Origin of the sequence: Streptomyces sp. NPDC058678, from assembly GCF_042714835.1 — a bacterium.
In the GTDB taxonomy this organism is placed as follows: domain Bacteria; phylum Actinomycetota; class Actinomycetes; order Streptomycetales; family Streptomycetaceae; genus Streptomyces.
Genome location: NZ_JBHXSG010000023.1, coordinates 93305 through 115317, shown reverse-complemented (window position 1 = coordinate 115317; position 22013 = coordinate 93305). Strand labels below are relative to the sequence as shown.

The following is a 22013-nucleotide window of genomic DNA, read 5'->3' as shown; positions in this document are numbered from 1 at the left end:
TCTCCCCGGGTCTGGGCCGCGCGCGTTCCGCCTTTTTATTGTCCCCGGCTGGGCCCCCCGGGTTTTTGATACAAACGCCCACCGGGGGGGCCTCGGGGGGGTCGCCTGCGGGGGGGGGTGGGGGGGGGCCCCCCGCCCACCCCGCCACGGTCACCGACGCTGACTCCGACGGCGACTCCGACGGACGGCCGTTCCGTATCGTCGCCGTCACCTCCTGCCCCACCGGCATCGCCCACACCTACATGGCGGCCGAGTCGCTGGAGAACGCGGGCCGCGAGGCGGGCGTCGAACTCGTCGTCGAGACGCAGGGCTCGGCCGGTTTCACCCGGCTCGACCCGGCGGTGATCGCGGCGGCCGACGGCGTGATCTTCGCCCACGACGTGCCCGTGCGCGACAAGGACCGCTTCGCCGGCAAGCCGACGGTCGACGTCGGCGTGAAGGCCGGTATCAACAAGCCCGCCGAACTCATCGCCGACGTGCGCGGCAAGGCCGAGCGCGGCGAGGTCACCGCGGGTGCCAGGGGCGGTACGCCCGTCGAGCAGGCCGGCGAGGCCGGCGACAGCTACGGCACCAAGCTCCGCAAGTGGCTGATGACCGGTGTCAGTTACATGGTGCCCTTCGTCGCCGCGGGCGGTCTGCTGATCGCACTCGGCTTCGCGATCGGCGGCTGGAAGATCGCAGACGCGCCCTCGGTCATGAAGCACTTCTCCTGGACCGAGATCGACAGCTGGGGCGCCCTGATGTTCCAGATCGGCGGGGTCGCCTTCGGCTTCCTCATCCCGGTCCTCGCCGGATACATCGCGTACGGCATGGCGGACCGCCCCGGTCTTGTCCCCGGCTTCGTCGGCGGAATGATCTCCTCCCAGATCGCCGCCGGCTTCCTGGGCGGCCTGGTCGCCGGTCTGCTGGCGGGTGGCGTCGTCCTCGCGATCCAGCGGATCAAGATCCCGCCGGTGCTGCGCGGCATCATGCCGGTGGTGGTGATCCCGCTGATCTCCTCGCTGATCGTCGGCTTCCTGATGTTCGTCGTGGTCGGCAAGCCCATCGCCGAGGCCCAGAAGGGCATGACGGACTGGCTCTCCGGCCTCTCCGGCTCCAACGCCATCCTGCTCGGCGTGCTGCTCGGCCTGATGATGTGCTTCGACCTCGGCGGCCCGGTCAACAAGGTCGCGTACGCCTTCGCCACGGCCGGTATCGCCGTCCAGGCCCCCAGCGACTCCGCGATGAAGATCATGGCCGCCGTGATGGCCGCGGGCATGGTCCCGCCGCTGGGCATGGCGCTCGCGACCACCCTCCGCAAGAAGCTCTTCACCCCCACCGAGCGGGAGAACGGCAAGGCCGCCTGGGTCCTGGGCGCCTCCTTCATCTCCGAGGGCGCGATCCCGTTCGCCGCAGCCGACCCGCTGCGGGTCATCCCGGCCTCGATGGCGGGCGGCGCGGTCACCGGCGCCCTGTCGATGGCCTTCGGCGCCACGCTCCGCGCCCCGCACGGCGGCATCTTCGTGGTCCCGCTGATCGGCCACGCCTTCCTCTACCTGATCGCCATCGCGGCGGGCGTGTGCGTCACCACCGCGCTGGTCGTCGTCCTGAAGAGCATGCGCAAGCCGGCCCCGGGAGCCGTGACCGCCGAGGCGGCGGAGACCGGCTCGGCCGCTCCGGCGGCGGAGCGGAAGCAGCCGGTCGCGGCATAGCCTTTTGGTCGGCTGTGAGTTGTTCACGGCACCTGCGAGATACGTCACGGTCCGGGACCAAAGTCCCGGACCGTGGTGTCTACTGGGGCGCATGCCTGAGCACGTCTCCGTCTACCAGCTGCTTGGTATGACCTTCCTCGTCCTGGTGACCATCGCCTGGGGGACGGGTCTGGTCTTCATGCTGCGCCGAGGCCGTGGCGAAGCCGCCCTGTGGCCCTCCGCCCGCGCCCTGCCCGCCCTTCCTCACCAGCGGCAGGTGGGCCCGCAGCGGGAGTCCGTCGAGCTGAGCCCGGCGGAAGAGGACGCGTTCGCGGGACTGGTACGACGGCTCAGCGCCGACCGCTGATCCGCTCCGACCCGCTGTACGCAGAGCCGTCCGCTCCCCTCACTCAGGAAACCTGCGCCGCCCGCCGCTCCATCGCGTCCCTGGCCGCGTCCTCGCTCTCGTACACCTCGCACATGTGGCGTCCGTCCGGCGTCGCCGTGTGCTCGACCTCCCAGAGGGAGACCTCCGCGCCGTCACGCAGCAGGAACGCGTGCTCGTAGAGCGAGAAGCACAAGCCGGCGCGGCCCAGCCGCCCGGGGCGCCCGAAGGCCTGCGTGATCTGGTGCGCGAACGCCGTGGCCAGCAGCGCGGCCGTCCGCGCGTCCGGCCGGTCCGCGTTCTCCGCCCGGCGCAGCACCCGGCGGGCGTGATCCGCCGAGTCGTCGGGCTCGTAGGCGTGCCGGGGCGGGAAAATCGGCGACAGCTGAACCGTCACCGGCAGCTCGAAGTCCGGAGGGTCCGCGGGCAGCGGCAGCCGTGCGGTGGCCGCGCGCAGCTCCTCCTCGTCCACATACACCTCGTGCTGCGGGTCGCTGCCCGGCGCGGTGTTGTGGACGAGCTCCCACAGCGTGAGCGCCGAGCCGTCGACCATTAGCCACGTGTGCCGATACGTCTCGCGGTGCAGCCCCGCGCTGTGGTGCGCGGAGTGCAGCGAACTGTCGTGCGCCAACGCGCAGTCCAGTCGCCGAATCGTCTCGTCGGGCAGCTCGAAGGAGTTCAGGGCACGGCCGAGGAGCCGCGCGAGATGCTCCTCCGGAGACTCGGGCGACTCGGGTTGTTCGTACGCTGCCGTCTCGTACGGAACGCTCAAGGTTTCTCCCGGCGTTGCTGCATGTCACCTTGTGGGTGCATACCGTAGCCCCTCGGTCGGACATCATGTCCGGGAACCGAGAAAACGTACGCCCGGAAAACGGGCGCGCCGCGGGGAAAGTTCCCACGCGGCCTGTCCATCCGTCAAAAACCGCCGGTCAGAGGAGACTTGGGCGTCGCTCTGCGATCATGCCGCACTGCCCGCGATCCACTCGCTCCACGACATGTTCCAGCCGTTGAGCCCGTTGTCCGGGGTCACCGTCTTGTCGGGGGAGTTCTTGACGATCACCACGTCGCCGATGATCGAGTTGTCGTAGAACCACTTGGCGGACGTGTCTCCCTGCGCGCCCCGCACGTCCTGGAGCCCGACGCAGCCGTGGCTGGTGCCCTCGCGGCCGAAGGGCGGGTTGCCCTTGTTGTACCAGTAGTTGCCGTGGATGAACGTCCCCGAGGTGGTCAGACGCATCGCGTGCGGCACGTCCGGGATGTCGTAGGCGTTGGCGAGGTCGACCGTCCTGCTGTCCATACGCAGCTTCGTGAACTTCTCGGAGATCACCATCTGCCCGTTGTACGTGGTGAACTCCGCGCTGCCCGCCGAGATCGGCACCGTCTTGAAGGTCCTGCCGTCCCGCACGACCGTCATGGTCTGCGTGTTCACGTCGACCGTGGAGACCTGCGAGCGTCCGACGGTGAAGGTGACCGTCTTCTTCTGCACCCCCTGGACGCCGTTCGCGCCCTCGACCCCGTCCAGGTCGATCTTCATCGTGACCTTGGAGCCGGCCTTCCAGTACTCCTCGGGCCGGAAGTCGAGCCGCTGCTCCCCGAACCAGTGCCCGACGACCTTCTGCCCACTGCTGGACGACACCGTGATGTGCGACTGCACGGCCTTCTTGTCGCTGATGGCCTTGTCGAACTTGAACGACACCGGCATCCCGACGCCCACCGTCGTCCCGTCGTCCGGCGTGTACGTCCCGATGAAGCTGTTCGCCGAACTGACGGTGGTGAAGGTCGAGTCGGCGGCCGTGGCCCGCCCGTTCGCGTCCTTCGCCCGCGCCGTTATCTCGTACTTCGTCCCCCGCTCCAACTGCTCCTTCGGCTTCCAACTGCCGCCGTCGGCGGATATCGCCCCCGGTACGGCCGTCCCCGCGTCGGCCGCCGTCATCTTCACGTCCGTCAGCTTCCCGTCGCTGACCTTGACGCCGGTGGTGTTGATCGACGCACCGGTCGAGCCGTTCTCGGCCGAGATGGCGATCTTCGCCGCCGAAGTCTTCGCGGCGTCCTGGCCGTTCTTGTCGTCGTCGTTCTTGGCATTGGCGCTTGCACCACACGCGGTGAGGGTGAGGGCGCCGACCATCAGGGCGGCACAGGCCCCGAGTGCGCGCCGCGCTGTTTTGTCCGGCGTTGTCACTAGCTGCTCCAGGTTCAGGTGGTGTGTGCGATCCGCTCCAGTGCGTGGAGAAAGAGGGGAGCGGTCGACGGTCGGGTTCCCAACGAACGCCGTGAACGCCATCACGTGACAGAACCGGGACACATTCGCGTCAGCTGCCCCCGTACAACTCCTCGTACGACGGCCACTCCCCGCCCGGGCCGTCCACCGACTCGGCGGCGCGTACGGCCCGCACGATCGCGCGTGTCACGACGTCCGCGCCTGCCGCGAGGATCTCGTTCAGCGGGAGAGGGTGCCCGGTGTCGAGCGGGCGGGCGCCGGTCGCCAGCGCGAACACCGTGTCACCGTCGTGGAGCAGGTGCACCGGCCGTACCGCACGCGCGATGCCGTCGTGGGCCGTGCCGGCGACCTTCTGCGCCTGCGCCTTGGACAGGTCAGCGTCGGTGGCGACCACCGCGAGTGTGGTGTTGAGCGGGGGAGTCGCGCTCTTCGCCGCGATCTCGGCGAGGCGCCGACGCGCGGCCTCGTGGACGCGTGCGTCCGGATACTCCACACGTCCTTGGAACAACTCCCCGTACAGCACCCCCGTTTCCGGATCCTCCACCGACCCCGCCGCATTCGCCACCACCAGCGCGGCCACCGTGATCCCCGAGTCGAGGACGATGCTCGCGGTGCCCACGCCGCCCTTCATCAGCCCGGCCGCGGCGCCCGTGCCCGCGCCCACGCAGCCCTCCCGCACCCGTGCCCCGGGCTCGCTCGCCGCGGCCGCCTCGACGGCAGCCCGGCCGGTGGCCGCGTCCGGCCTGGCCCGGAAGTCGCCGCCGCGCCCCAGGTCGAAGACACAGGCGGCGGGCACCACCGGCACGACGTGCGCCGGATCGGTCCCCACCCGCACCCCGCGCCCCTGCCCCTCCAGCCAGGCCATCACCCCGGACGCCGCGTCGAGCCCGTACGCACTGCCGCCGGTCAGCACGATCGCGTCGACCTTCTGCACCACGTTGCGAGGGTCGAGGGCGTCGGTCTCCTTGGTGCCGGGTCCGCCGCCCCGCACGTCCACGGCGGCCACGGCGCCGCCCTCGGGGGCGAGCACGACCGTGGTGCCGGTGAGCCAACCGTCACCGGTGCGGGTGGCGTGCCCCACGCGCACTCCGGCGACGTCTGTCAAAGCGTCGACTGTCATGGGGCCAGTCTCGTCCAGAGCCGCCCCCGGCCCGGGATGGCCCCGGCCGGGGCCGCCTGTCTGCTTTGTGCACGCGTTCCCGACCCGGCGGCGCCCGACGCCCAGGGCCGTACCCTGGACGCATGACCACCGCCCCCGAGCCCGAGCCCGAGTCGCGCGAGCCGAAGCCCGCGCTGGTCTTCGACGACCCGCTGGACCAGCAGTCCTCGGACGACACGGACCGCGGGTGGGGCGAGCGACCCGGCAGCGACAGCGCGGCCGACCTGAAGCGCTTCCTCGACGAGAAGCCGCCGCACCACCTGTGAGCCGGGCGGGCCGTCGCCCGCCACCGCTACGGCTCGTCGTGGCCCGAGCCGCGCTGCCGCTGCTGCGCGACCAGCGCGTCGCGGATCTCCTTGAGCACCTCCAGCTCGGACACCTCCATGACCTCCTGCGTGCCCTCCTTCGCCTTCCTGCGGGACTCCTGCAGGGCGAGGTACTTCGCCATGGGCAGGACCATCAGGAAGTAGACGACGGCCGCGGTGATGACGAAGGTGAGCGTCGCGCCGAGGACCGAGCCCCACAGGAGCCGAATCCCCTCGTCGCCCGTGCAGTTGTCGCTCAGGCAGGAGCTGTAGCTGTCGAGGTTCTTGGTGCCGATCGCTCCGACCAGCGGGTTGATGAGCCCCTTCACCACCGAGTTGACGATGTTGGTGAAAGCGGCGCCGATGACCACCGCCACTGCCAGATCGACAACGTTCCCGCGCATCAGGAAGGCCTTGAAGCCCTCCCAGACGCTCGGCTTCTTCTCGCTCACGTAGGGGACTCTCCTCGCATGCACAGGTTGTGGAACAAACAGCTCCGCAACCTACGTCAGGGCGAGGCGACCCTGTCCCACGGGGTGGCTCCAACGAGGGACTTGACGGGAATGTGCGAGGTCCGGGAGTCGCGGGGCTCAGCACAGCGTCACCGCCAGCCGGGCCGTCGCGCTCGCGCCGGCGAGGTTCGCCGCGGTGGAGCGCGGCACCGAGAGGACGACCAGCGCCCCGGCCTCGGTCGCGCCGTCCAGCGGCTCCGGCACCTTCGTGACCCGCGCCCCGCGCGCGACCACCCGCGCGTCGCCGCCGGTCGCCGTCTCCTCGGCGGCGATGACGTCCACCCGGTCGCCGGGCCGCAACAGCCGGACCGTGGCACCGTCGGCGATCCGCACCGGCGCCGTCACGGTCTGCACGGCCCGGTGTTCCCGTAGCGGATCCGCCTGTGGATGCCCGCGGGTCCGCTCCGCGTCACGCGGTCCCGCCGCCACGAGCGCGGCCGCGGTGACGGCGAGGCCGATCGCCACGGCCCGCCTGCGGTGCCGTACGAGCCGCTGGACCTGATACCGCCCGCCGCGGACCCGCACCGGGGCGAAGTGCGGCACCTCGCACGTGGGAGGAGCGTCCGTGCCGAGCGGACGTGGGGAGAGGGGAGAGAGCGAGGAAGAGGAATGAGAGGAGGACGGGGGAGAAGGGGCGAAGGGCATGGGAACCACCACCTGCGACGAGGAATCGGCCTGCGATGCCACGATGAGGCTTCGCGCCGATTCCCGCTGAGGCCGGTGGGCTACTGGCGGGTTGTGGACAACTCCCTCACCCGAACGGGAAGTTCCGCAGCCCTGGAGCCACGGTCTCCCACAGCCACGCGGCGGCTACGGCAGGGCGAACCCCGGATCCATCCCGCCCAACGCGTTCGTGCACAGGCAGTCCCGCTCCTCGGTCGAGGGCAGCGCGGCCACCGCGTCGAACAGCACACCCCGCAGGCGGTCCACGTTGGCCGCGAACACCCGCAGCACCTCGTCGTGGGAGACGCCCTCACCGGTCTCGGCGCCGGCGTCGAGGTCCGTGACCAGGGTCAAGGACGTGTAGCAGAGCTCGAGTTCACGGGCGAGAGAGGCTTCCGGATGGCCGGTCATGCCGACCACCGACCAGCCCTGCGCCTGGTGCCACAACGATTCGGCACGGGTCGAGAAGCGCGGCCCCTCGATCACCACCAGCGTGCCGCCGTCCACCGGCTCCCAGTCCTGGCCGCGGGCCGCCTTCAGCGCGGCCGCCCGCCCGGCCGGGCAGTACGGGTCGGCCAGCGACACGTGCACCACGTTCGGCACCGTGCCGTCCGGCAGCGGCAGCCCGTCGAAGTACGTGCCCGCCCGCGACTTCGTACGGTCGACCAGTTGGTCCGGCACCAGCAGCGTGCCCGGCCCGTACTCGGGGCGCAGCCCGCCCACCGCACACGGGCCGAGGACCTGACGCGCGCCGACCGACCTGAGCGCCCACAGGTTGGCGCGGTAGTTGATCCGGTGCGGCGGCAGATGGTGGCCGCGGCCGTGCCGGGGCAGGAACGCGACCCGCCGGCCGGCGATCTCGCCGAGGAAGAGGGAGTCGCTGGGTGGCCCGTAGGGAGTGTCCACCTGGATCTCGGTCACGTCGTCGAGGAACGAGTAGAAGCCGGAGCCCCCGATTACGCCGATCTCTGCGTTCGCCATGACCAGCACAGTAACCGGCGCCGCCCGGGACCCGACCCCGGGTACGGAAACGGCGTCCGGGGCCCCGGCCCGGAGCCCCCGTCCACAGCCCGGGTCACGGACACAGCGAGAACCCCGCCGTCGTACGACGGCAGGGTCCCGTGAGCGGGTGCGGCCTTACGCGGCCGAGCTGCTGCTGGACGAGGTGCCCGTGCTCGACGACTTCGACTTCGCGTCCGAGGACGACGAAGAAGAGGACGAGGCGGACGACGAGTCGGACTTCGTGTCCGAGGACGTCGACGACTTCGCGGACGCCGGCGAGGTGCTCGACGAGGAGCCGCGGCTGTCGTTGCGGTAGAAGCCGGAGCCCTTGAAGACAATGCCGACCGCTGAGAACACCTTCTTCAGGCGTCCACTGCAGCTGGGGCACTCGGTAAGGGCGTCGTCGGTGAACTTCTGCACCGCCTCGAGGCCCTCGCCGCACTCGGTGCACTGGTACTGGTAGGTGGGCACTGTCTTCCTCCTGGCACTCTCACTCAATGAGTGCTAACGATGGTCCATAGTGACGTATTCCTGAGGATCAGTCCACTGCCACCGGCAAGCGGTGACCGACGCCACGTGCGACGGTGCGGCTGTGCGGCCGTACCGAAAGGCGTGAGCGCAGCGCCAGCAGGGTCGTCAGGGCGAGCAGTGTGCCGCCCATCGGCACCAGGAACCCGGCGCCCTCCCGGAAGCCGTCCTCCAGTTGCCCGGCGACCGTGACGGCCGCCGCCTGTCCGAGGGCGACCGCGCCGGTCAGCCAGGTGAAGGCCTCGGTGCGGGCGCCGGCCGGGACCAGGCCCTCGACCAGGGTGTAGCCGGTGATCAGGGCGGGCGCGATGCACATCCCGACGAGCAGGCCGAGGCCGGCCAGGACGAGCACCGAGTGGGCCGCCCACAGGCCGGACGCGGTCAGCGCGAGGGCGACGTATCCGACGACCAGGCGCCGCTGCGGGGCGACCTTCCACGCGATGGCGCCGCAGACGAGGCCGGAGAGCATGTTGCCCGCGGCGAAGGTGCCGTAGAGGACGCCGTTGAGGCCCGGTTCGCCGATCGACTCGGAGAAGGCGGCCAGCGAGACCTGCATGCCGCCGAAGACGGAACCGATACCGAGGAAGGCCACGATCAGGACCCGCACCCCGGGGATGCGCAGCGCGGAACCGTGCTCCACGCGCGCGTGCCCGGCTGCGGTGACCGGCGGCTGCGTGCTCTTCTGGGCGGCGAACAGCAGGCCGCCGATGAGCGTCAGCGACGCCTCCGTCACCAGACCCGCGGCGGGGTCGACGGCCGTGCACAGGGCGGTCGCCAGCAGCGGGCCGAGGACGAAGGTCAGCTCGTCGGTGACGGACTCGAAGGCGGCCGCGGTGGACATCAGGGGCGAGTCCTGGAGCTTCACACCCCAGCGGGCGCGCACCATGGGGCCGATCTGAGGCTGCGAGGCGCCCGTGGGCACGGCCGCGACGAGCAGCGCCCACAGAGGGGCGTGGGCCAGTGCGAGGGCGGTCAGAGTCAGGCCTGACAGTGCGTGCACGAGCACGCCCGGGATCAGGACGGCGCGCTGCCCGTAGCGGTCGGCGAGGCGGCCGGTGAAGGGCGCGAACAGCGCCATGGAGACGCCGGTGACGGCCGCGGCGGCACCGGCCGCGCCGTACGAGCCGGTGGTGTGCTGCACGAGCAGCACGATGGAGACGGTGAGCATCCCGAACGGCTGGCGTGCGGCGAAGCCGGGGAGCAGGAATGTCCAGGCGCCGCGCGTGCGCAGCAGTTGCCCGTAGCCGGGGCGGGGGGTGACCGTGGATGCCACGGCCCGTGCCTTTCTGCCGCCTGGTAGCGCGGCCCCCGGTCGGGGGCGACGGCGCCGAGAGCTGTCCTCTTGCGCGGACTGCGGTGGATACCGGCGCCCACTGAGGGGGTGTCCCGGCCGCCATACGGTCGCGCCAGCACTGCGTCAGGCAGAGTTGGTTCGATCGGAATGCGCCTTCATCGTACAGGGATCAAAGCCCGTGAGCCTGTGAAAACGAGCACCATGAGCGTGGCCACCTGCGATGGCGAGGGGTGTGAAGGGTACGAAACGCGCCCTTAACCACCCGTGTCGGAGCCGTTCATGCCCAGCCACCCGGCCAGCTTGCCGCCGCGTCCCACCGCGCGCAGCCGCCGCTCGGCCGCGTCCCGGACCGGGTCCGTGGCGACCACGAGGAGCTCGTCGCCCCGTCGCAGCACCGTCGTCGGCAGCGGGACGAACGACTTTCCCTCGCGGACGACGAGGGTGACCCCGGCCCCCGCCGGCAGGCGCAGCTCGCCCACCTCCACGCCGTGCATCCTCGACCCGTCCGGGATCGCGACGGACAGCAGGTGGCCGCGCAGTCGTTCCAGTGGCGCCGACTCGATCCCGAGGTCGGCGGCCTCGGGGTCTCCCCCCAGCCTCAGCGTGCGGGCGAGCCACGGCAGGGTCGGCCCCTGGACGAGCGTGTAGACGACGACCAGGACGAAGACGATGTTGAAGATCCGGCGGCTGGCCTCGACGCCCTCCACCATGGGGATCGTCGCGAGAATGATGGGCACGGCGCCGCGCAGCCCGGCCCAGGACATGAGCGTCTGCTCCTGCCACGGCACCCGGAACGGCGTCAGGCAGAGCACCACGCTCAGCGGTCGCGCCACCATCGTCAGGACCAGCCCGATGACGAGCGCGGGCAGGATGTCGTCGCCCAGTTCGTGCGGGGTGACCAGCAGGCCGAGCAGCACGAACATGCCGATCTGGGCGAGCCAGCCGAGCCCGTCGGCGAAGCCGCGGGTGGCGGGCCAGTGCGGCAGCTTGGCGTTGCCCATCGCCATCGCGGCGAGGTAGACGGCGAGGAAGCCGCTGCCGTGTGCCAGCGCGCCCGCCGCGTACGCGGTGACGGCGATGGCCATGACGGCGATCGGGTACAGGCCGGAGGCGGGCAGCGCCACGTGCCGCAGGCCCCAGGAGCCCAGCCAGCCCACCGCGATGCCGATGGCGGCGCCGATGGCCAGTTCAAGGGCTATTTCGCCGATCAGCACGTACCAGTGCTCGACGGGGCCCGCGGTGGAGAAGGAGACCACCAGGATCACGACGGGAGCGTCGTTGAAGCCGGACTCGGCCTCCAGCGTGCCCGTCACGCGCGCGGGGAGGGGGATCTTGCGCAGTACCGAGAAGACCGCCGCGGCGTCCGTCGAGGACACCACCGCGCCGATGATGAGCGCCTGGCGCCACTCCAGGTTGATCAGGTAGTGCGCGGCCGTCGCCGTGACCCCCACACTCACCGCGACTCCCACCAGCGCCAGCGCGGAGGCGGCCGGCAGGGCCGGCTTGATCTCCTTCCACTTCGTGCCGAGGCCACCTTCGGCCAGGATCACGACGAGGGCCGCGTATCCGATGACCTGGGTGAGTTCGGCGTTGTCGAACTGGATGTCGCCGATGCCGTCCTGGCCCATGGCGATGCCGATCCCCAGGTACACGAGCAGGCTGGGGAGCCCGCTGCGCGAGGAGATCCGGACCGCTGCCACGGCGACGAGCAGGACGAGCGAGCAGACGAGCAGGAGTTGGTTGAGATGGTGGACAGTCAGCGGCCGTTCCCTTCCCTGGCTCGCACGCTGCACGCGCGCGGGCTCACGTACATAGGACACGAAGTGGTGACGCTTCGCACCCAAGTACTTCGTTACCTTACCTAACTCTTGACGATTTCTTGACTCTCCGCGAGGTGTGATCGAACGTCTGCCCGTTCTGGTTCCCGACTCCGCGTCAAGGGGCGCTTGGCCCTGCGCCTATGGTTGCTCCAGCGCTCAGTCAAAAGCACAGCCCGCCCTGCCGCTCGCGTTAGGACAGCAAGGACAGCGATGCCCCCCAACACCACCGCCTCTTCGGGTCAGCAGCCCGGCAAGTCCGGCAGGAAGAAGGGGCGCAAAGCCCGCCTGTTCGTCCTCGTGCTGGTGCTGGCCATCATCGGGGGCGTCGCCTACGGGGCGTTCTGGTCGATCAGCACCGTCCGTGCCTCCTTCCCGCAGACGCAGGGTTCCCTCACGCTCAAGGGCCTGTCGGGGCCAGTCGAGGTCAAGCGCGACGGCTACGGCATCCCGCAGGTCTACGCCTCCTCCGACGCGGACCTGTTCATGGCACAGGGCTACGTCCAGGCGCAGGACCGCTTCTACGAGATGGACGTACGCCGGCACATGACCTCCGGGCGCCTGTCGGAGATGTTCGGCAAGGGCCAGGTCAAGAACGACGAGTTCCTGCGCACCCTGGGCTGGGACCGGGTTGCCAAGGAGGAGTACGACAAGACGCTGTCGGCCTCCACGAAGAAGTACCTCCAGGCCTACGCCAAGGGGGTCAACGCCTACCTCCAGGGCAAGGACGGCAAGGAGATCTCCCTGGAGTACGCGGCCCTCGGCTTCGAGAACGACTACAAGCCCAAGGCGTGGACCCCGGTCGACTCGGTCGCCTGGCTGAAGGCCATGGCCTGGGACCTGCGCGGCAACATGCAGGACGAGATCGACCGCGCCCTGATGACCAGCCGCCTCGGCCCCAAGCAGATCGCCGACCTGTACCCCGAGTACCCGTACAGCCGGAACCAGACGATCGTCCAGCAGGGCCAGTACGACGAGCTCACAGGGACCTTCGAGGGATCCGGCGGCACGTCCGGCAGCGGAACGTCCACGAGCGGCACCGGCGGCACCAGCGGCACCGGGACGGGCACCTCGTCCTCGACGGCCGGTTCCGCGCTGCAGAGCCAGCTGACGGGCCTCCAGAACATCCTGGACGACGTCCCGACGGCCGTCGGCGTGAACGGCAACGGCATCGGCTCGAACTCCTGGGTCGTGGCCGGGAAGCACACCATCACCGGCAAACCGCTCATGGCCAACGACCCACACCTCTCGGCCTCGCTGCCGTCCGTCTGGTACCAGATGGGCCTGCACTGCCGGACCGTCTCGGCCACGTGCCAGTACGACGTCAGCGGCTACACCTTCGCGGGCATGCCCGGCGTGATAATCGGCCACAACCAGGACATCTCCTGGGGCATGACCAACTCCGGCGTCGACGTCACCGACCTCTACCTGGAGAAGCTCTCCGGCGACGGCTACCTGTACGACGGCAAGGTGAAGCCCTTCACCACGCGCGAGGAGACCATCAAGGTCGCCGGCGGCGCCTCCAAGAAGATCGTCGTCCGGGAGACCAACAACGGGCCCCTGCTGTCCGACCGTGACGACGAGCTCGTGAAGGTCGGCAAGAAGGCATCGGTCGACACCTCCGCACCCGACCGCGGCGACGGCTACGGCATCGCGCTGCGCTGGACCGCGCTGGACCCGGGCACCTCCATGGACGCCGTCTTCGCGATGGGCAAGGCGACCGACTGGAACGGCTTCCGCAAGGCCGCGGCCCTGTTCGACGTGCCCTCGCAGAACCTCGTGTACGCCGACACCAGGGACAACATCGGCTACACCCTGCCCGGCAGGATCCCCACGCGCGCGGAGGGCGACGACGGCTCCATCCCGGCGCCGGGCTGGAACTCGAAGTACAAGTGGACCGGCTTCATCAAGCAGGACGAGCTGCCCTACGAGTACAACCCGGAGCGCGGCTACATCGTCACCGCCAACCAGGCCGTGGTCGACCAGGACAAGTACCCCTACACGCTCACCACGGACTGGGGCTACGGCACCCGCAGCCAGCGCATCACCGACCTGATCGAGTCGAAGATCAAGGGCGGCGGCAAGATCTCCACCGACGACATGCGCCAGATGCAGCTGGACAACAGCAGTGAGATCGCCAAGCTGCTCGTGCCCCAGCTGCTGAAGATCGACGTCGACGACCCCAACGTCCGCGAGGCGCAGGAACTCCTCGAGGGCTGGGACTACACCCAGGACGCCGATTCGGCGGCGGCCGCCTACTTCAACTCGGTCTGGCGCAACATCCTCAAGCTCGCCTTCGGCAACAAGCTGCCCAAGGAACTGCGGGTCAAGGGTCAGTGCCTGTGGGTCGACCCGGTCAACTCCACCGGGCCCGTCGACGAGACCGGCAAGGTGCGCGAGTGCGGCCAGCGCGACGCCGACCAGGCGCAGCCGGACGGTGGCGACCGCTGGTTCGAGGTCGTCCGCAACCTCATGAACGACGAGAACAGCGACTGGTGGACGACGCCCGATTCGGGCAACCGCGTCGGCGCCGTCAAGAACCGCGACAAGCTGTTCAAGCGCGCCATGGTCGACGCCCGCTGGGAGCTGACCGCCAAGCTCGGCAAGGACATCGACACCTGGAGCTGGGGCCGGCTGCACCGCCTGTTCCTGAAGAACCAGACCCTGGGCACCGAGGGCCCCGGCTTCCTCCAGTACATGCTCAACCGCGGCCCCTGGAAGCTCGGCGGCGGCGAGGCGGCCGTCAACGCGACCGGCTGGAACGCGGCCGGGGGCTACGACGTCGTCTGGGTGCCGTCGATGCGGATGGTGGTCAACCTCGGCGACCTCGACAAGTCGAAGTGGATCAACCTCACCGGTGCCTCCGGGCACGCCTACAGCGCCCACTACATCGACCAGACGAGCAAGTGGGTCAAGGGCGAACTGCTGGACTGGTCCTTCTCGGCCAAGGCGGTCGACGACAGCACGAGCGACACACTGGAACTGAAGCCGTGACCCAGTCACGGCACTGACGGCACGCCGTCGAACCGGCCCTCCACGCGTGCGTGGAGGGCCGGTCCGTATTCAGCGGTCGTTCCGGAAGCGGCGCACCCCCGACGGCGTCACCACCGCGTGCACCGGCCGGTCGTGCGGTTCCGAGGGCACCCGCTCCACGACCTCCGAGTCGTACAGCAGCACCACCAGCGCGGGGTGTGCGTCCGCGTGCTCCAGGCGCGCGAGTACCCGGTCGTACGACCCCCCGCCGCGCCCCAGACGCATGCCGCGCGCGTCGACCGCGAGGCCCGGCAGCAGCACGGCGTCGGCGGCGGTCACGGCGTCCGCGCCCAAACGCTCTCCGGCCGGTTCGAAGAGGGCCATCTTCCCGCCGTGTTGGACGCGCGCGAAGGAGCCCTCGCCGGTGTGGGCGCCCCAGTCCAGGTCGTTGTCGGGCAGGAGGGCCGGAAGCAGGACCCGCACGCCCCGCGCGCGCAGCGCGTCCAGGAGCACGAGTGTCCCGGGTTCGCTCCCCACGGAGACGTACGCCGCCACCGTGCGCGCACGCGCCAGTTCGGGCAGCTCCAACGCCCTCCCGGCCAACGCGACGGCGGCTTCCCGCACGTCATCGGCCGTCAACGTGTTCCTCACCGCGAGGATCTCTCGCCGCAACATTCGCTTGTCAGGCTCGCCCGGACGTCCGATGTGGTTCAAAAGTTGCTCCGTACCCTAGCAATCCGCTCATATGAGAGCCAATTAACCGGAGCCACAGATTCCCTGCAAAGGCACCGGATATGGTTGCGGACATGACTCAGTCGCACCCTCGGATCAGCAAGGCTGTCATCCCCGCAGCAGGCCTCGGCACCCGGTTCCTGCCGGCCACCAAGGCCACTCCCAAAGAGATGCTGCCGGTCGTCGACAAGCCCGCGATCCAGTACGTGGTCGAGGAGGCCGCCTCCGCGGGCCTCGACGACGTCCTCATGATCACGGGACGCAACAAGCGCCCCCTCGAGGACCACTTCGACCGTAACTACGAGCTGGAATCAGCCCTTCAGAAGAAGGGCGACGCCGGCCGGCTCGCGAAGGTGCAGGAGTCGAGCGACCTCGCCACGATGCACTACGTCCGCCAGGGCGACCCGAAGGGCCTCGGGCACGCCGTGCTGTGCGCCGCCCCGCACGTGGGCCACGAGCCCTTCGCCGTCCTCCTCGGCGACGACCTGATCGACCCGCGCGACCCGCTGCTCAAGCGCATGGTCGAGGTCCAGGAGCAGCGCGGCGGCAGCGTCATCGCGCTCATGGAGGTCGCCCCCGAGCAGATCCACCTCTACGGCTGTGCGGCCGTCGAGACCACCGAGGACAGCGACGTCGTCAGGGTGAGCGGCCTGGTCGAGAAGCCCGACCCGGCGGACGCCCCGTCCAACTACGCGGTCATCGGTCGCTACGTCCTCGACCCGCACATCTTCGACATACTCCGCAAGACCGAGCCCGGCCGCGGCGGCGAGATCCAACTCACCGACGCCCTCCAGCAGCTCGCCGAGGACGAGAAGGTCGGCGGCCCGGTGCACGGCGTCGTCTTCAAGGGCCGCCGCTATGACACCGGCGACCGTGGCGACTACCTGCGTGCCATTGTCAGACTCGCGTGCGAACGTGAAGACCTGGGCCCGGACTTCCGGACCTGGCTTCGCAGTTACGTAGCCGAGGAGATGTAACAACGTTGAGCAGCGCCGCGCCCCGCACCACCGGCCACGACCACCTGTGGTCGGTGGACGAGCACCTGGAGGACATCCTCGCGACCGTCCGCCCCCTCGAACCCATCGAGCTGCAACTCCTCGACGCCCAGGGCTGCGTCCTGGTCGAGGACATCACGGTGCCGGTGTCCCTGCCACCGTTCGACAACAGCTCGATGGACGGGTACGCGGTGCGGGTCACGGATGTCGCGGGCGCGAGCGAGGAGTACCCCGCCGTCCTGGACGTCGTCGGGGACGTCGCGGCCGGCCAGGCCGACCTGCTGCACGTGGGACCCGGCCAGGCCGCCCGCATCATGACCGGCGCCCCGCTGCCGCCCGGCGCCGAGACCGTCGTCCCCGTCGAGTGGACCGACGGCGGGCTCGGCGAGGGCCCCGTGACCGGGATGCGCGCCCGCGCCCTGGCCCCCGACGGCGCCGAGGGGCACGTGCACGTGTACCGGTCGGCCGAGGCACGCGCGCACGTGCGCGCCAAGGGCAGTGACGTGAAGGCCGGGGACCGCGCCCTGGAGTCGGGCACCGTCCTCGGCCCGCCGCAGATCGCCCTGCTCGCCGCGATCGGCCGCGGCACGGTACGTGTCCGGCCGCGCCCGCGCGTGGTCGTCATGTCCACCGGCAGTGAACTCGTCCAGCCCGGTGAGGAACTCGGCAGCGGCCAGATCTACGACTCCAACAGCTTCGCCCTCACCGCCGCCGCGATCGACGCCGGCGCCATCGCCTACCGGGTGGGCGCCGTCGCCGACGACGCCGAGACCCTGCGGTCCACCATCGAGGACCAGCTCGTCCGCGCCGACCTCATGGTCACCACGGGCGGGGTCAGCGTCGGGGCGTACGACGTCGTCAAGGAGGCGCTGTCGTACGTCGGCGACGAGGACGAGGCCGGCAGCGGCATCGAGTTCCGCAAGCTCGCCATGCAGCCCGGCAAGCCCCAGGGTTTCGGCTCCATCGGCCCCGACCACACACCGCTGCTGGCCCTGCCCGGCAACCCCGTGTCGTCGTACGTCTCCTTCGAGCTGTTCGTACGCCCCGCGATCCGCGCCCTGATGGGCCTCCCCGACGTCCACCGGACGCGGACCCGCGCGACCCTCACCACCCACAAGGCGCTGACCTCGCCGAAGGGCCGTCGGCAGTTCCTGCGCGGGACGTACGCCGACGGTGCGGTCACCCCGGTCGGCGGCGCCGGATCACATCTGGTGGCGGCCCTCGCGCACGCGGACGCGCTGATCGTCGTCCCCGAGGACGTGGAGTCCGTGGAGCCCGGCGCCGAGATCGAGGTCGTCCTGCTCGGCTGAGCAGCGGGGTCCGCGCCGCTCAAGGGTTCAACTTGGCGGTACCGTGTCGCGCACAACAGGCTCACGCGCCGCACCGCGCCGGGCCCGGACCGGGAGCGCGACACAGCATGACAGTGCCTTCCCGGGGGGAGACCCCCGGACCCTCAGTGCAGGACCGACTGACCCACATCGACGAGGCGGGCGCGGCCCGCATGGTCGACGTGTCCGGGAAGGACGTGACCGCGCGCACCGCCAGCGCCAGCGGCCGGGTCCTCGTCTCGCCCCGCGTGGTCGAGCTGCTGCGCGGCGAGGGCGTCCCCAAGGGAGACGCCCTGGCCACCGCGCGGATCGCGGGCATCATGGGCGCCAAGCGCACCCCCGACCTCATTCCGCTGTGCCACCCCTTGTCGGTGTCCGGTGTGAAACTGGACCTGAGGGTCGCGGACGACGCCGTGGAGATCTTGGCCACGGTGAAGACGACGGACCGCACGGGCGTCGAGATGGAAGCCCTCACCGCGGTCTCCGTCGCCGCGCTCACCGTGATCGACATGGTCAAGGCGGTCGACAAGGGAGCGGTCATCACGGACGTCAGGGTCGAAGAGAAGACGGGCGGCAAGTCGGGCGACTGGAGCCGGGCATGACGTATCGCGCTCTCGTGGTCACCGCCTCCAACCGGGCCGCCGCCGGGGTCTACGAGGACAAGGGCGGCCCGCTGATCGCCGACGGACTCAAGGGCTTCGGCTTCACCGTCGAGGGACCGCAGGTCGTCCCCGACGGGGAGCCGGTGGAGGCCGCCCTGCGGGCCGGTGTCGACGCCGGGTACGACGTGATCGTCACCACCGGCGGCACCGGCATCTCGCCCACCGACCGCACCCCCGAGGCGACGCGCCGGGTGATCGACCACGAGGTGCCGGGCATCGCGGAGGCCATCAGGGCGTTCGGACGGGAGAAGGTGCCGACGGCGGCGCTCTCCCGGGGCCTGGCCGGAGTGGCGGGGCGGACGCTGATCGTCAATCTGCCGGGCTCCACCGGCGGGGTGAGGGACGGACTGGCCGTCCTGGAGCCCCTGTTGGCGCACGCCGTCGACCAGCTGCGCGGCGGCGACCACCCCAGACCCGCCGCAAGTAGTGGGGGTGCGAGCTGAACAGCCCATCCTGGCCCGTCGTGCTGGCGGACGGCGATGTCGTCCTCCGGCCGATAAAGATGCGCGACCAGCGGCCGTGGCGCGAGGTCAACCGACGCAACCGGGACTGGCTGCGGCCCTGGGAGGCGACGATCCCGCCGCCCACGCCCAGCGGGCCGATCGCGCACCGGCCGACCTACCGCCAGATGGTCCGGCATCTGCGGGCCGAGGCGAACGCGGGTCGCATGCTGCCGTTCGTCATCGAGTACCAGGGGCGGCTGGTCGGGCAGCTGACGGTCGCCGGGATCACCTGGGGCTCGATGTGCTCGGGGCATGTCGGTTACTGGGTCGACGAGTCGGTGGCCGGCCGCGGAGTGATGCCGACGGCCGTGGCGCTCGTCGTGGACCACTGTTTCCGGACCGTGGGCCTGCACCGCATCGAGGTCTGCATTCGCCCCGAGAACGGGCCCAGCCGCCGGGTCGTGGAGAAACTCGGATTCCGTGAGGAGGGCCTCAGGCCGCGCTATCTCCACATCGACGGCGCCTGGCGCGACCACCTCGTGTTCGCCCTCACGGCGGAAGAGGTGCCCGACGGTTTGCTCAGGCGCTGGCAGCGGGCACGATCCGGGAGCACCCCGCACGACTATCCCGCATAGCCCGGGAAATTGAATATGTGTTCGAAAATGATCGGCGGATGACCGTCTCGGGGCATTGAATTCGCTACCTCGGTGGCCTGTTGATCGCATCGGTCACAAAAAAAGCTCGAAATATCAGCTAGATCGTGCGACACACCGGCGCAATTGGCAGATGGCCTCACGCAAACCCCTCTACCGTGTGAGGCGTGAGCAGCAGCGGCCTCATCTACGCAGTCATTGTCGGGGCCTGGGCCGCCTACTTGGTGCCGATGTGGCTCCGTAGGCAGGACGAGCTGAACGAGGCCCGTCCGACGGAACGCTTCAGCACGGCCATCCGGTTGCTGTCCGGACGGGCGGGGATGGAGCGCCGATACGCCAAGGACCTGCGGGCGCGCTCCACCGAAGAGGGGGAGCCCAGCGCCGTGGACCCGGACGCGGTCACCGATTCGGTGGACGTCCGGGCCTTCGCCATGCCTCCGACCCGCCCCAAGGCGCAAGCCGCGGTCCAGGAGCAGGCCCAGGCACCCGCCCGGTCGGAACAAGCGCGTGAACCGGCGCGCGAAAAGGCGGGTGCGCCCGCGCGGAAGCGGGTGCCGGCGGCCCGGCGCACGCCCGCGGAGGAAGCGGCAGCGGCGCGGGCCCGGCGCACGAAGGTGCTCGCGCGCCGCAGACGTACGACCGTCATGTTGTTCATCGCCTTCTCGCTCGGTGCGATCGTCGCCGCGGTCGGCGGGCTCACCTTCCTGTGGGCGCCCGGCGTACCCGCCGTGCTGCTCAGCGCGTACATCGCGTACCTGCGCTCCCAGGAGCGCCGGCGTTTCGCCTACCAGATGGACCGCCGCCGCGCCGAGGTCGCCGCACAGCGACTGCGCGAGCGGGCGCGCCAGCCGCGCCGCCGCGCGTCCGTCGACACGGGCGCCGACGCCGAGGAGGTGGACGAAGGATCCGCCTCCGAGCTGGACCCGGGGCTGTCGGCGCTGGCCGCGGACCGGCGTGCGCTCGTCGAGCAGACCGACCACGCGGAGTGGGTGGACCAGCAGCGCGAGCGCCAGCAGCGGCCCGGGCACGGTGACAGCTGGGACCCGGTCCCGGTGCCGTTGCCGACGTACGTGACCGCCCCGGTCGCTCCGCGGGCCACCTCCGACGTGGACCTCGGGGCGCCGGACGCGTGGAGCTCCGCGCGGTCCAGTGCCGCCACCCCCGAGCAGGAGGCACGGGCTGTCGAGCAGCGGGACGGCGGAGCGGAGGAAGAGGACGCCGACGCGGAGGACAAACCGGCGGCGGACGGCCGCAGTGACGCCCGTCGCGCCGCCTCCGCCCGACGTGCCCGTGAGCGTGGCCGCACGCCGCTCTTCGACCAGTACGAGGACGGCGACCGGCCGCGGGCCGCGAACGAGTGACCCGAGGTGGTGTGACCAGCCCGGGAACGGATTTCCAAGCACCCGGACGGGGATGCTAGAGTTTCACTCGTTGCAAGGGCCTGTGGCGCAGTCTGGTAGCGCACCTCGTTCGCATCGAGGGGGTCTGGGGTTCAAATCCCCACAGGTCCACCGCAACAACTGTTCCGAGGTAATTCGGGGGCAGTTGACGAGATCCCGTCCGATCTGACCGATCGGGCGGGATCTTCGTGTTTCGCCTCGCCAATCGCCCTCTCAGGCGCGCCCGTTGGCCCCCGAGGCGCGCTGTTCCAGTCGCATCAGGGCCAGCCTGCCCCACTCGAGGTTGTCCCGTTCGAAGGCCACACCCCGGATGAGCGTGAGGTAGGGGCCGATTCGCTCGGCGGTGGCGAAGTACTCGTCCTCGGTGCGCCCGTCCAACAGGCGCCCGCGCAGGCGCTCGTAGGAAGCCAGCTTGGCCGTGGCCCACTCCATGCGTTCGGCGATCCCGGCGCGTACGGCCTCGATGTCGCCGGCGTCGACACACTGGACCTTCACCATCAGCTCGTCCCGGATCGCCGTCGGCTTGCCGGGGAGTTCGGCGGTGTAGGCACGTACGGCCTTCAGCCCGGCGTCGGTGAGCGTGAAGAGCCGCTTGTTGGGGCGACGCTCCTGTTCGACCACGCGGGCCGCGATGAGGCCCTCGCTCTCCATGCGCTCCAGCTCCCGGTAGAGCTGCTGAGGGGTGGCTGTCCAGAAGTTGGCCACCGAGGCGTCGAACCCCTTCGCGAGGTCGTACCCGGACGCCTCGCCCTCCAGAAGTGCGGCCATCACGGCGTTGCGCAACTTTATCCGATCCTACTCTGCAACACACCTATTCAACTTGTTTGGTATGTGAGGTGAGCTCGTGCATCCCTTCCGGAAAGCCGTGGAAGCCGGTGACATGGACGCTGCGGCGGCCCTGCTGGCCGAGGACGTCGTCTTCACCAGCCCGGTCGTCTTCAAGCCGTACGAAGGCAAGGCGATCACCAGCGCGATCCTGCGGGCCGTGTCGCAGGTCTTCGAGGACTTCACGTACGTACGGGAGATCGCGAACCCCGACGGGCGCGACCACGCCCTCGTCTTCACCGCGACCGTCGACGGCAAGCAACTCACCGGCTGCGACTTCCTGCACTTCGACGAGGACGGCAGGATCGACGACTTCATGGTCATGGTCCGTCCGCTCTCGGCGGCCCACGCCCTGTCCGCCGCCATGGGCGCGCAGTTCGAGCGGATCGCCCGGGAGGTGGCCGGGCAGCAGTGACGGTACCGGTTTCGGCTGCCGGCTCGAGGGCCGG

22 protein-coding genes and 1 tRNA gene are annotated in these 22013 nt (G+C 70.3%); 12 read left to right on the top strand and 11 right to left on the bottom strand.

Annotation, left to right across the window (positions count from 1 at the left end; all coding sequences use genetic code 11):
- Nucleotides 1-1691 (top strand): PTS fructose transporter subunit IIC (locus ACFWWR_RS21930; protein WP_384304870.1); only part of this gene is annotated, 1691 nt, incomplete at its 5' end.
- A 91-nt stretch (nt 1692-1782) separates the two neighbouring features.
- Nucleotides 1783-2037, top strand: a complete 255-nt coding sequence (locus ACFWWR_RS21925; RefSeq protein ID WP_383859075.1) for a hypothetical protein — start codon at nt 1783-1785, stop codon at nt 2035-2037.
- 43 nt (nt 2038-2080) lie between these two features.
- On the opposite strand, the gene ACFWWR_RS21920 is transcribed toward ACFWWR_RS21925, so the two are convergent.
- From ACFWWR_RS21920 to ACFWWR_RS21910, 3 genes are all read right to left on the bottom strand, one after another.
- Nucleotides 2081-2827: a DUF6227 family protein gene (locus tag ACFWWR_RS21920; RefSeq protein WP_384304867.1), complete on the bottom strand. Its 747-nt coding sequence runs from the start codon at nt 2825-2827 to the stop codon at nt 2081-2083.
- A 186-nt stretch (nt 2828-3013) separates the two neighbouring features.
- Entirely contained in the window at nt 3014-4234 is a 1221-nt protein-coding gene (locus ACFWWR_RS21915; protein WP_384304864.1) for an Ig-like domain-containing protein, read from the bottom strand.
- A 130-nt stretch (nt 4235-4364) separates the two neighbouring features.
- The gene (locus ACFWWR_RS21910; RefSeq protein WP_384304861.1) at nt 4365-5393 is read right to left on the bottom strand and encodes a P1 family peptidase; all 1029 of its coding nucleotides are present in this window, start codon (nt 5391-5393) and stop codon (nt 4365-4367) included.
- A 122-nt stretch (nt 5394-5515) separates the two neighbouring features.
- Here ACFWWR_RS21910 and ACFWWR_RS21905 point away from each other — a divergent pair, with 122 nt between their 5' ends.
- Entirely contained in the window at nt 5516-5698 is a 183-nt protein-coding gene (locus ACFWWR_RS21905) for a hypothetical protein (protein ID WP_383859063.1), read from the top strand.
- A gap of 26 nt (nt 5699-5724) precedes the next feature.
- Here ACFWWR_RS21905 and mscL read toward each other — a convergent pair whose 3' ends face one another.
- The 6 genes from mscL to ACFWWR_RS21875 form a co-directional block, all read right to left on the bottom strand.
- Nucleotides 5725-6189 (bottom strand): large conductance mechanosensitive channel protein MscL, encoded by a 465-nt coding sequence (mscL, locus tag ACFWWR_RS21900; protein ID WP_384304859.1) that lies wholly within the window; start codon nt 6187-6189, stop codon nt 5725-5727.
- A 138-nt stretch (nt 6190-6327) separates the two neighbouring features.
- Nucleotides 6328-6894, bottom strand: a complete 567-nt coding sequence (locus ACFWWR_RS21895) for a hypothetical protein (protein WP_383859057.1) — start codon at nt 6892-6894, stop codon at nt 6328-6330.
- 165 nt (nt 6895-7059) lie between these two features.
- Entirely contained in the window at nt 7060-7893 is an 834-nt protein-coding gene (locus tag ACFWWR_RS21890) for an S-methyl-5'-thioadenosine phosphorylase (RefSeq protein ID WP_383859054.1), read from the bottom strand.
- Between the two features lie 156 nt (nt 7894-8049).
- Nucleotides 8050-8385: an FmdB family zinc ribbon protein gene (locus ACFWWR_RS21885; protein ID WP_383859051.1), complete on the bottom strand. Its 336-nt coding sequence runs from the start codon at nt 8383-8385 to the stop codon at nt 8050-8052.
- A gap of 67 nt (nt 8386-8452) precedes the next feature.
- Complete coding sequence (locus tag ACFWWR_RS21880; protein ID WP_383859048.1) at nt 8453-9715, bottom strand: MFS transporter; 1263 nt, start codon at nt 9713-9715, stop codon at nt 8453-8455.
- Between the two features lie 275 nt (nt 9716-9990).
- Entirely contained in the window at nt 9991-11529 is a 1539-nt protein-coding gene (locus ACFWWR_RS21875; RefSeq protein ID WP_384304893.1) for a potassium/proton antiporter, read from the bottom strand.
- A 237-nt stretch (nt 11530-11766) separates the two neighbouring features.
- On the opposite strand from ACFWWR_RS21875, the gene ACFWWR_RS21870 reads away from it, so the two are divergent.
- Nucleotides 11767-14547, top strand: coding sequence for a penicillin acylase family protein (locus tag ACFWWR_RS21870; RefSeq protein WP_383859042.1), 2781 nt, complete (start codon nt 11767-11769; stop codon nt 14545-14547).
- Between the two features lie 69 nt (nt 14548-14616).
- On the opposite strand, the gene ACFWWR_RS21865 is transcribed toward ACFWWR_RS21870, so the two are convergent.
- Nucleotides 14617-15201: a 5-formyltetrahydrofolate cyclo-ligase gene (locus ACFWWR_RS21865; RefSeq protein WP_383859039.1), complete on the bottom strand. Its 585-nt coding sequence runs from the start codon at nt 15199-15201 to the stop codon at nt 14617-14619.
- Between the two features lie 131 nt (nt 15202-15332).
- Between ACFWWR_RS21865 and galU the strand changes: the two genes are divergently transcribed.
- The 7 genes from galU (at nt 15333) to ACFWWR_RS21830 (ending at nt 20850) form a co-directional block, all read left to right on the top strand.
- Nucleotides 15333-16235, top strand: a complete 903-nt coding sequence (galU, locus tag ACFWWR_RS21860) for a UTP--glucose-1-phosphate uridylyltransferase GalU (RefSeq protein ID WP_383859036.1) — start codon at nt 15333-15335, stop codon at nt 16233-16235.
- A 5-nt stretch (nt 16236-16240) separates the two neighbouring features.
- Nucleotides 16241-17563: a gephyrin-like molybdotransferase Glp gene (glp, locus tag ACFWWR_RS21855; protein ID WP_384304856.1), complete on the top strand. Its 1323-nt coding sequence runs from the start codon at nt 16241-16243 to the stop codon at nt 17561-17563.
- 107 nt (nt 17564-17670) lie between these two features.
- Nucleotides 17671-18183, top strand: coding sequence for a cyclic pyranopterin monophosphate synthase MoaC (moaC, locus tag ACFWWR_RS21850; protein WP_383859030.1), 513 nt, complete (start codon nt 17671-17673; stop codon nt 18181-18183).
- Entirely contained in the window at nt 18180-18686 is a 507-nt protein-coding gene (locus ACFWWR_RS21845; protein ID WP_383859028.1) for a molybdenum cofactor biosynthesis protein B, read from the top strand. The genes moaC and ACFWWR_RS21845 overlap by 4 nt, the downstream gene beginning before the upstream one ends.
- Nucleotides 18687-18706: 20 nt before the next feature.
- On the top strand, nt 18707-19321 hold the full coding sequence (locus tag ACFWWR_RS21840; protein WP_383859025.1) for a GNAT family N-acetyltransferase: 615 nt from the start codon (nt 18707-18709) through the stop codon (nt 19319-19321).
- 185 nt (nt 19322-19506) lie between these two features.
- Nucleotides 19507-20700, top strand: a complete 1194-nt coding sequence (gene glpR / locus ACFWWR_RS21835) for a gephyrin-like molybdotransferase receptor GlpR (protein ID WP_383859022.1) — start codon at nt 19507-19509, stop codon at nt 20698-20700.
- A gap of 76 nt (nt 20701-20776) precedes the next feature.
- Nucleotides 20777-20850, top strand: a tRNA-Ala gene (locus tag ACFWWR_RS21830).
- A 102-nt stretch (nt 20851-20952) separates the two neighbouring features.
- On the opposite strand, the gene ACFWWR_RS21825 is transcribed toward ACFWWR_RS21830, so the two are convergent.
- Nucleotides 20953-21507: a PadR family transcriptional regulator gene (locus ACFWWR_RS21825; protein WP_384304891.1), complete on the bottom strand. Its 555-nt coding sequence runs from the start codon at nt 21505-21507 to the stop codon at nt 20953-20955.
- A 76-nt stretch (nt 21508-21583) separates the two neighbouring features.
- Here ACFWWR_RS21825 and ACFWWR_RS21820 point away from each other — a divergent pair, with 76 nt between their 5' ends.
- Complete coding sequence (locus tag ACFWWR_RS21820; protein WP_383858970.1) at nt 21584-21979, top strand: nuclear transport factor 2 family protein; 396 nt, start codon at nt 21584-21586, stop codon at nt 21977-21979.
- Nucleotides 21980-22013 lie beyond the last annotated feature (34 nt).

Excerpts from the sequence above, each read along its gene's own strand:
- ACFWWR_RS21895 (WP_383859057.1), bottom strand. The coding sequence starts at position 6,894 with ATGCCCTTCGCCCCTTCTCCCCCGTCCTCCTCTCATTCCTCTTCCTCG.
- ACFWWR_RS21910 (WP_384304861.1), bottom strand. The coding sequence starts at position 5,393 with ATGACAGTCGACGCTTTGACAGACGTCGCCGGAGTGCGCGTGGGGCAC.
- ACFWWR_RS21870 (WP_383859042.1), top strand. The coding sequence starts at position 11,767 with ATGCCCCCCAACACCACCGCCTCTTCGGGTCAGCAGCCCGGCAAGTCC.
- ACFWWR_RS21925 (WP_383859075.1), top strand. The coding sequence starts at position 1,783 with ATGCCTGAGCACGTCTCCGTCTACCAGCTGCTTGGTATGACCTTCCTC.
- ACFWWR_RS21865 (WP_383859039.1), bottom strand. The coding sequence starts at position 15,201 with ATGTTGCGGCGAGAGATCCTCGCGGTGAGGAACACGTTGACGGCCGAT.
- ACFWWR_RS21905 (WP_383859063.1), top strand. The coding sequence starts at position 5,516 with ATGACCACCGCCCCCGAGCCCGAGCCCGAGTCGCGCGAGCCGAAGCCC.
- ACFWWR_RS21845 (WP_383859028.1), top strand. The coding sequence starts at position 18,180 with ATGACGTATCGCGCTCTCGTGGTCACCGCCTCCAACCGGGCCGCCGCC.
- moaC (WP_383859030.1), top strand. The coding sequence starts at position 17,671 with ATGACAGTGCCTTCCCGGGGGGAGACCCCCGGACCCTCAGTGCAGGAC.
- ACFWWR_RS21825 (WP_384304891.1), bottom strand. The coding sequence starts at position 21,507 with ATGGCCGCACTTCTGGAGGGCGAGGCGTCCGGGTACGACCTCGCGAAG.
- galU (WP_383859036.1), top strand. The coding sequence starts at position 15,333 with ATGACTCAGTCGCACCCTCGGATCAGCAAGGCTGTCATCCCCGCAGCA.
- ACFWWR_RS21890 (WP_383859054.1), bottom strand. The coding sequence starts at position 7,893 with ATGGCGAACGCAGAGATCGGCGTAATCGGGGGCTCCGGCTTCTACTCG.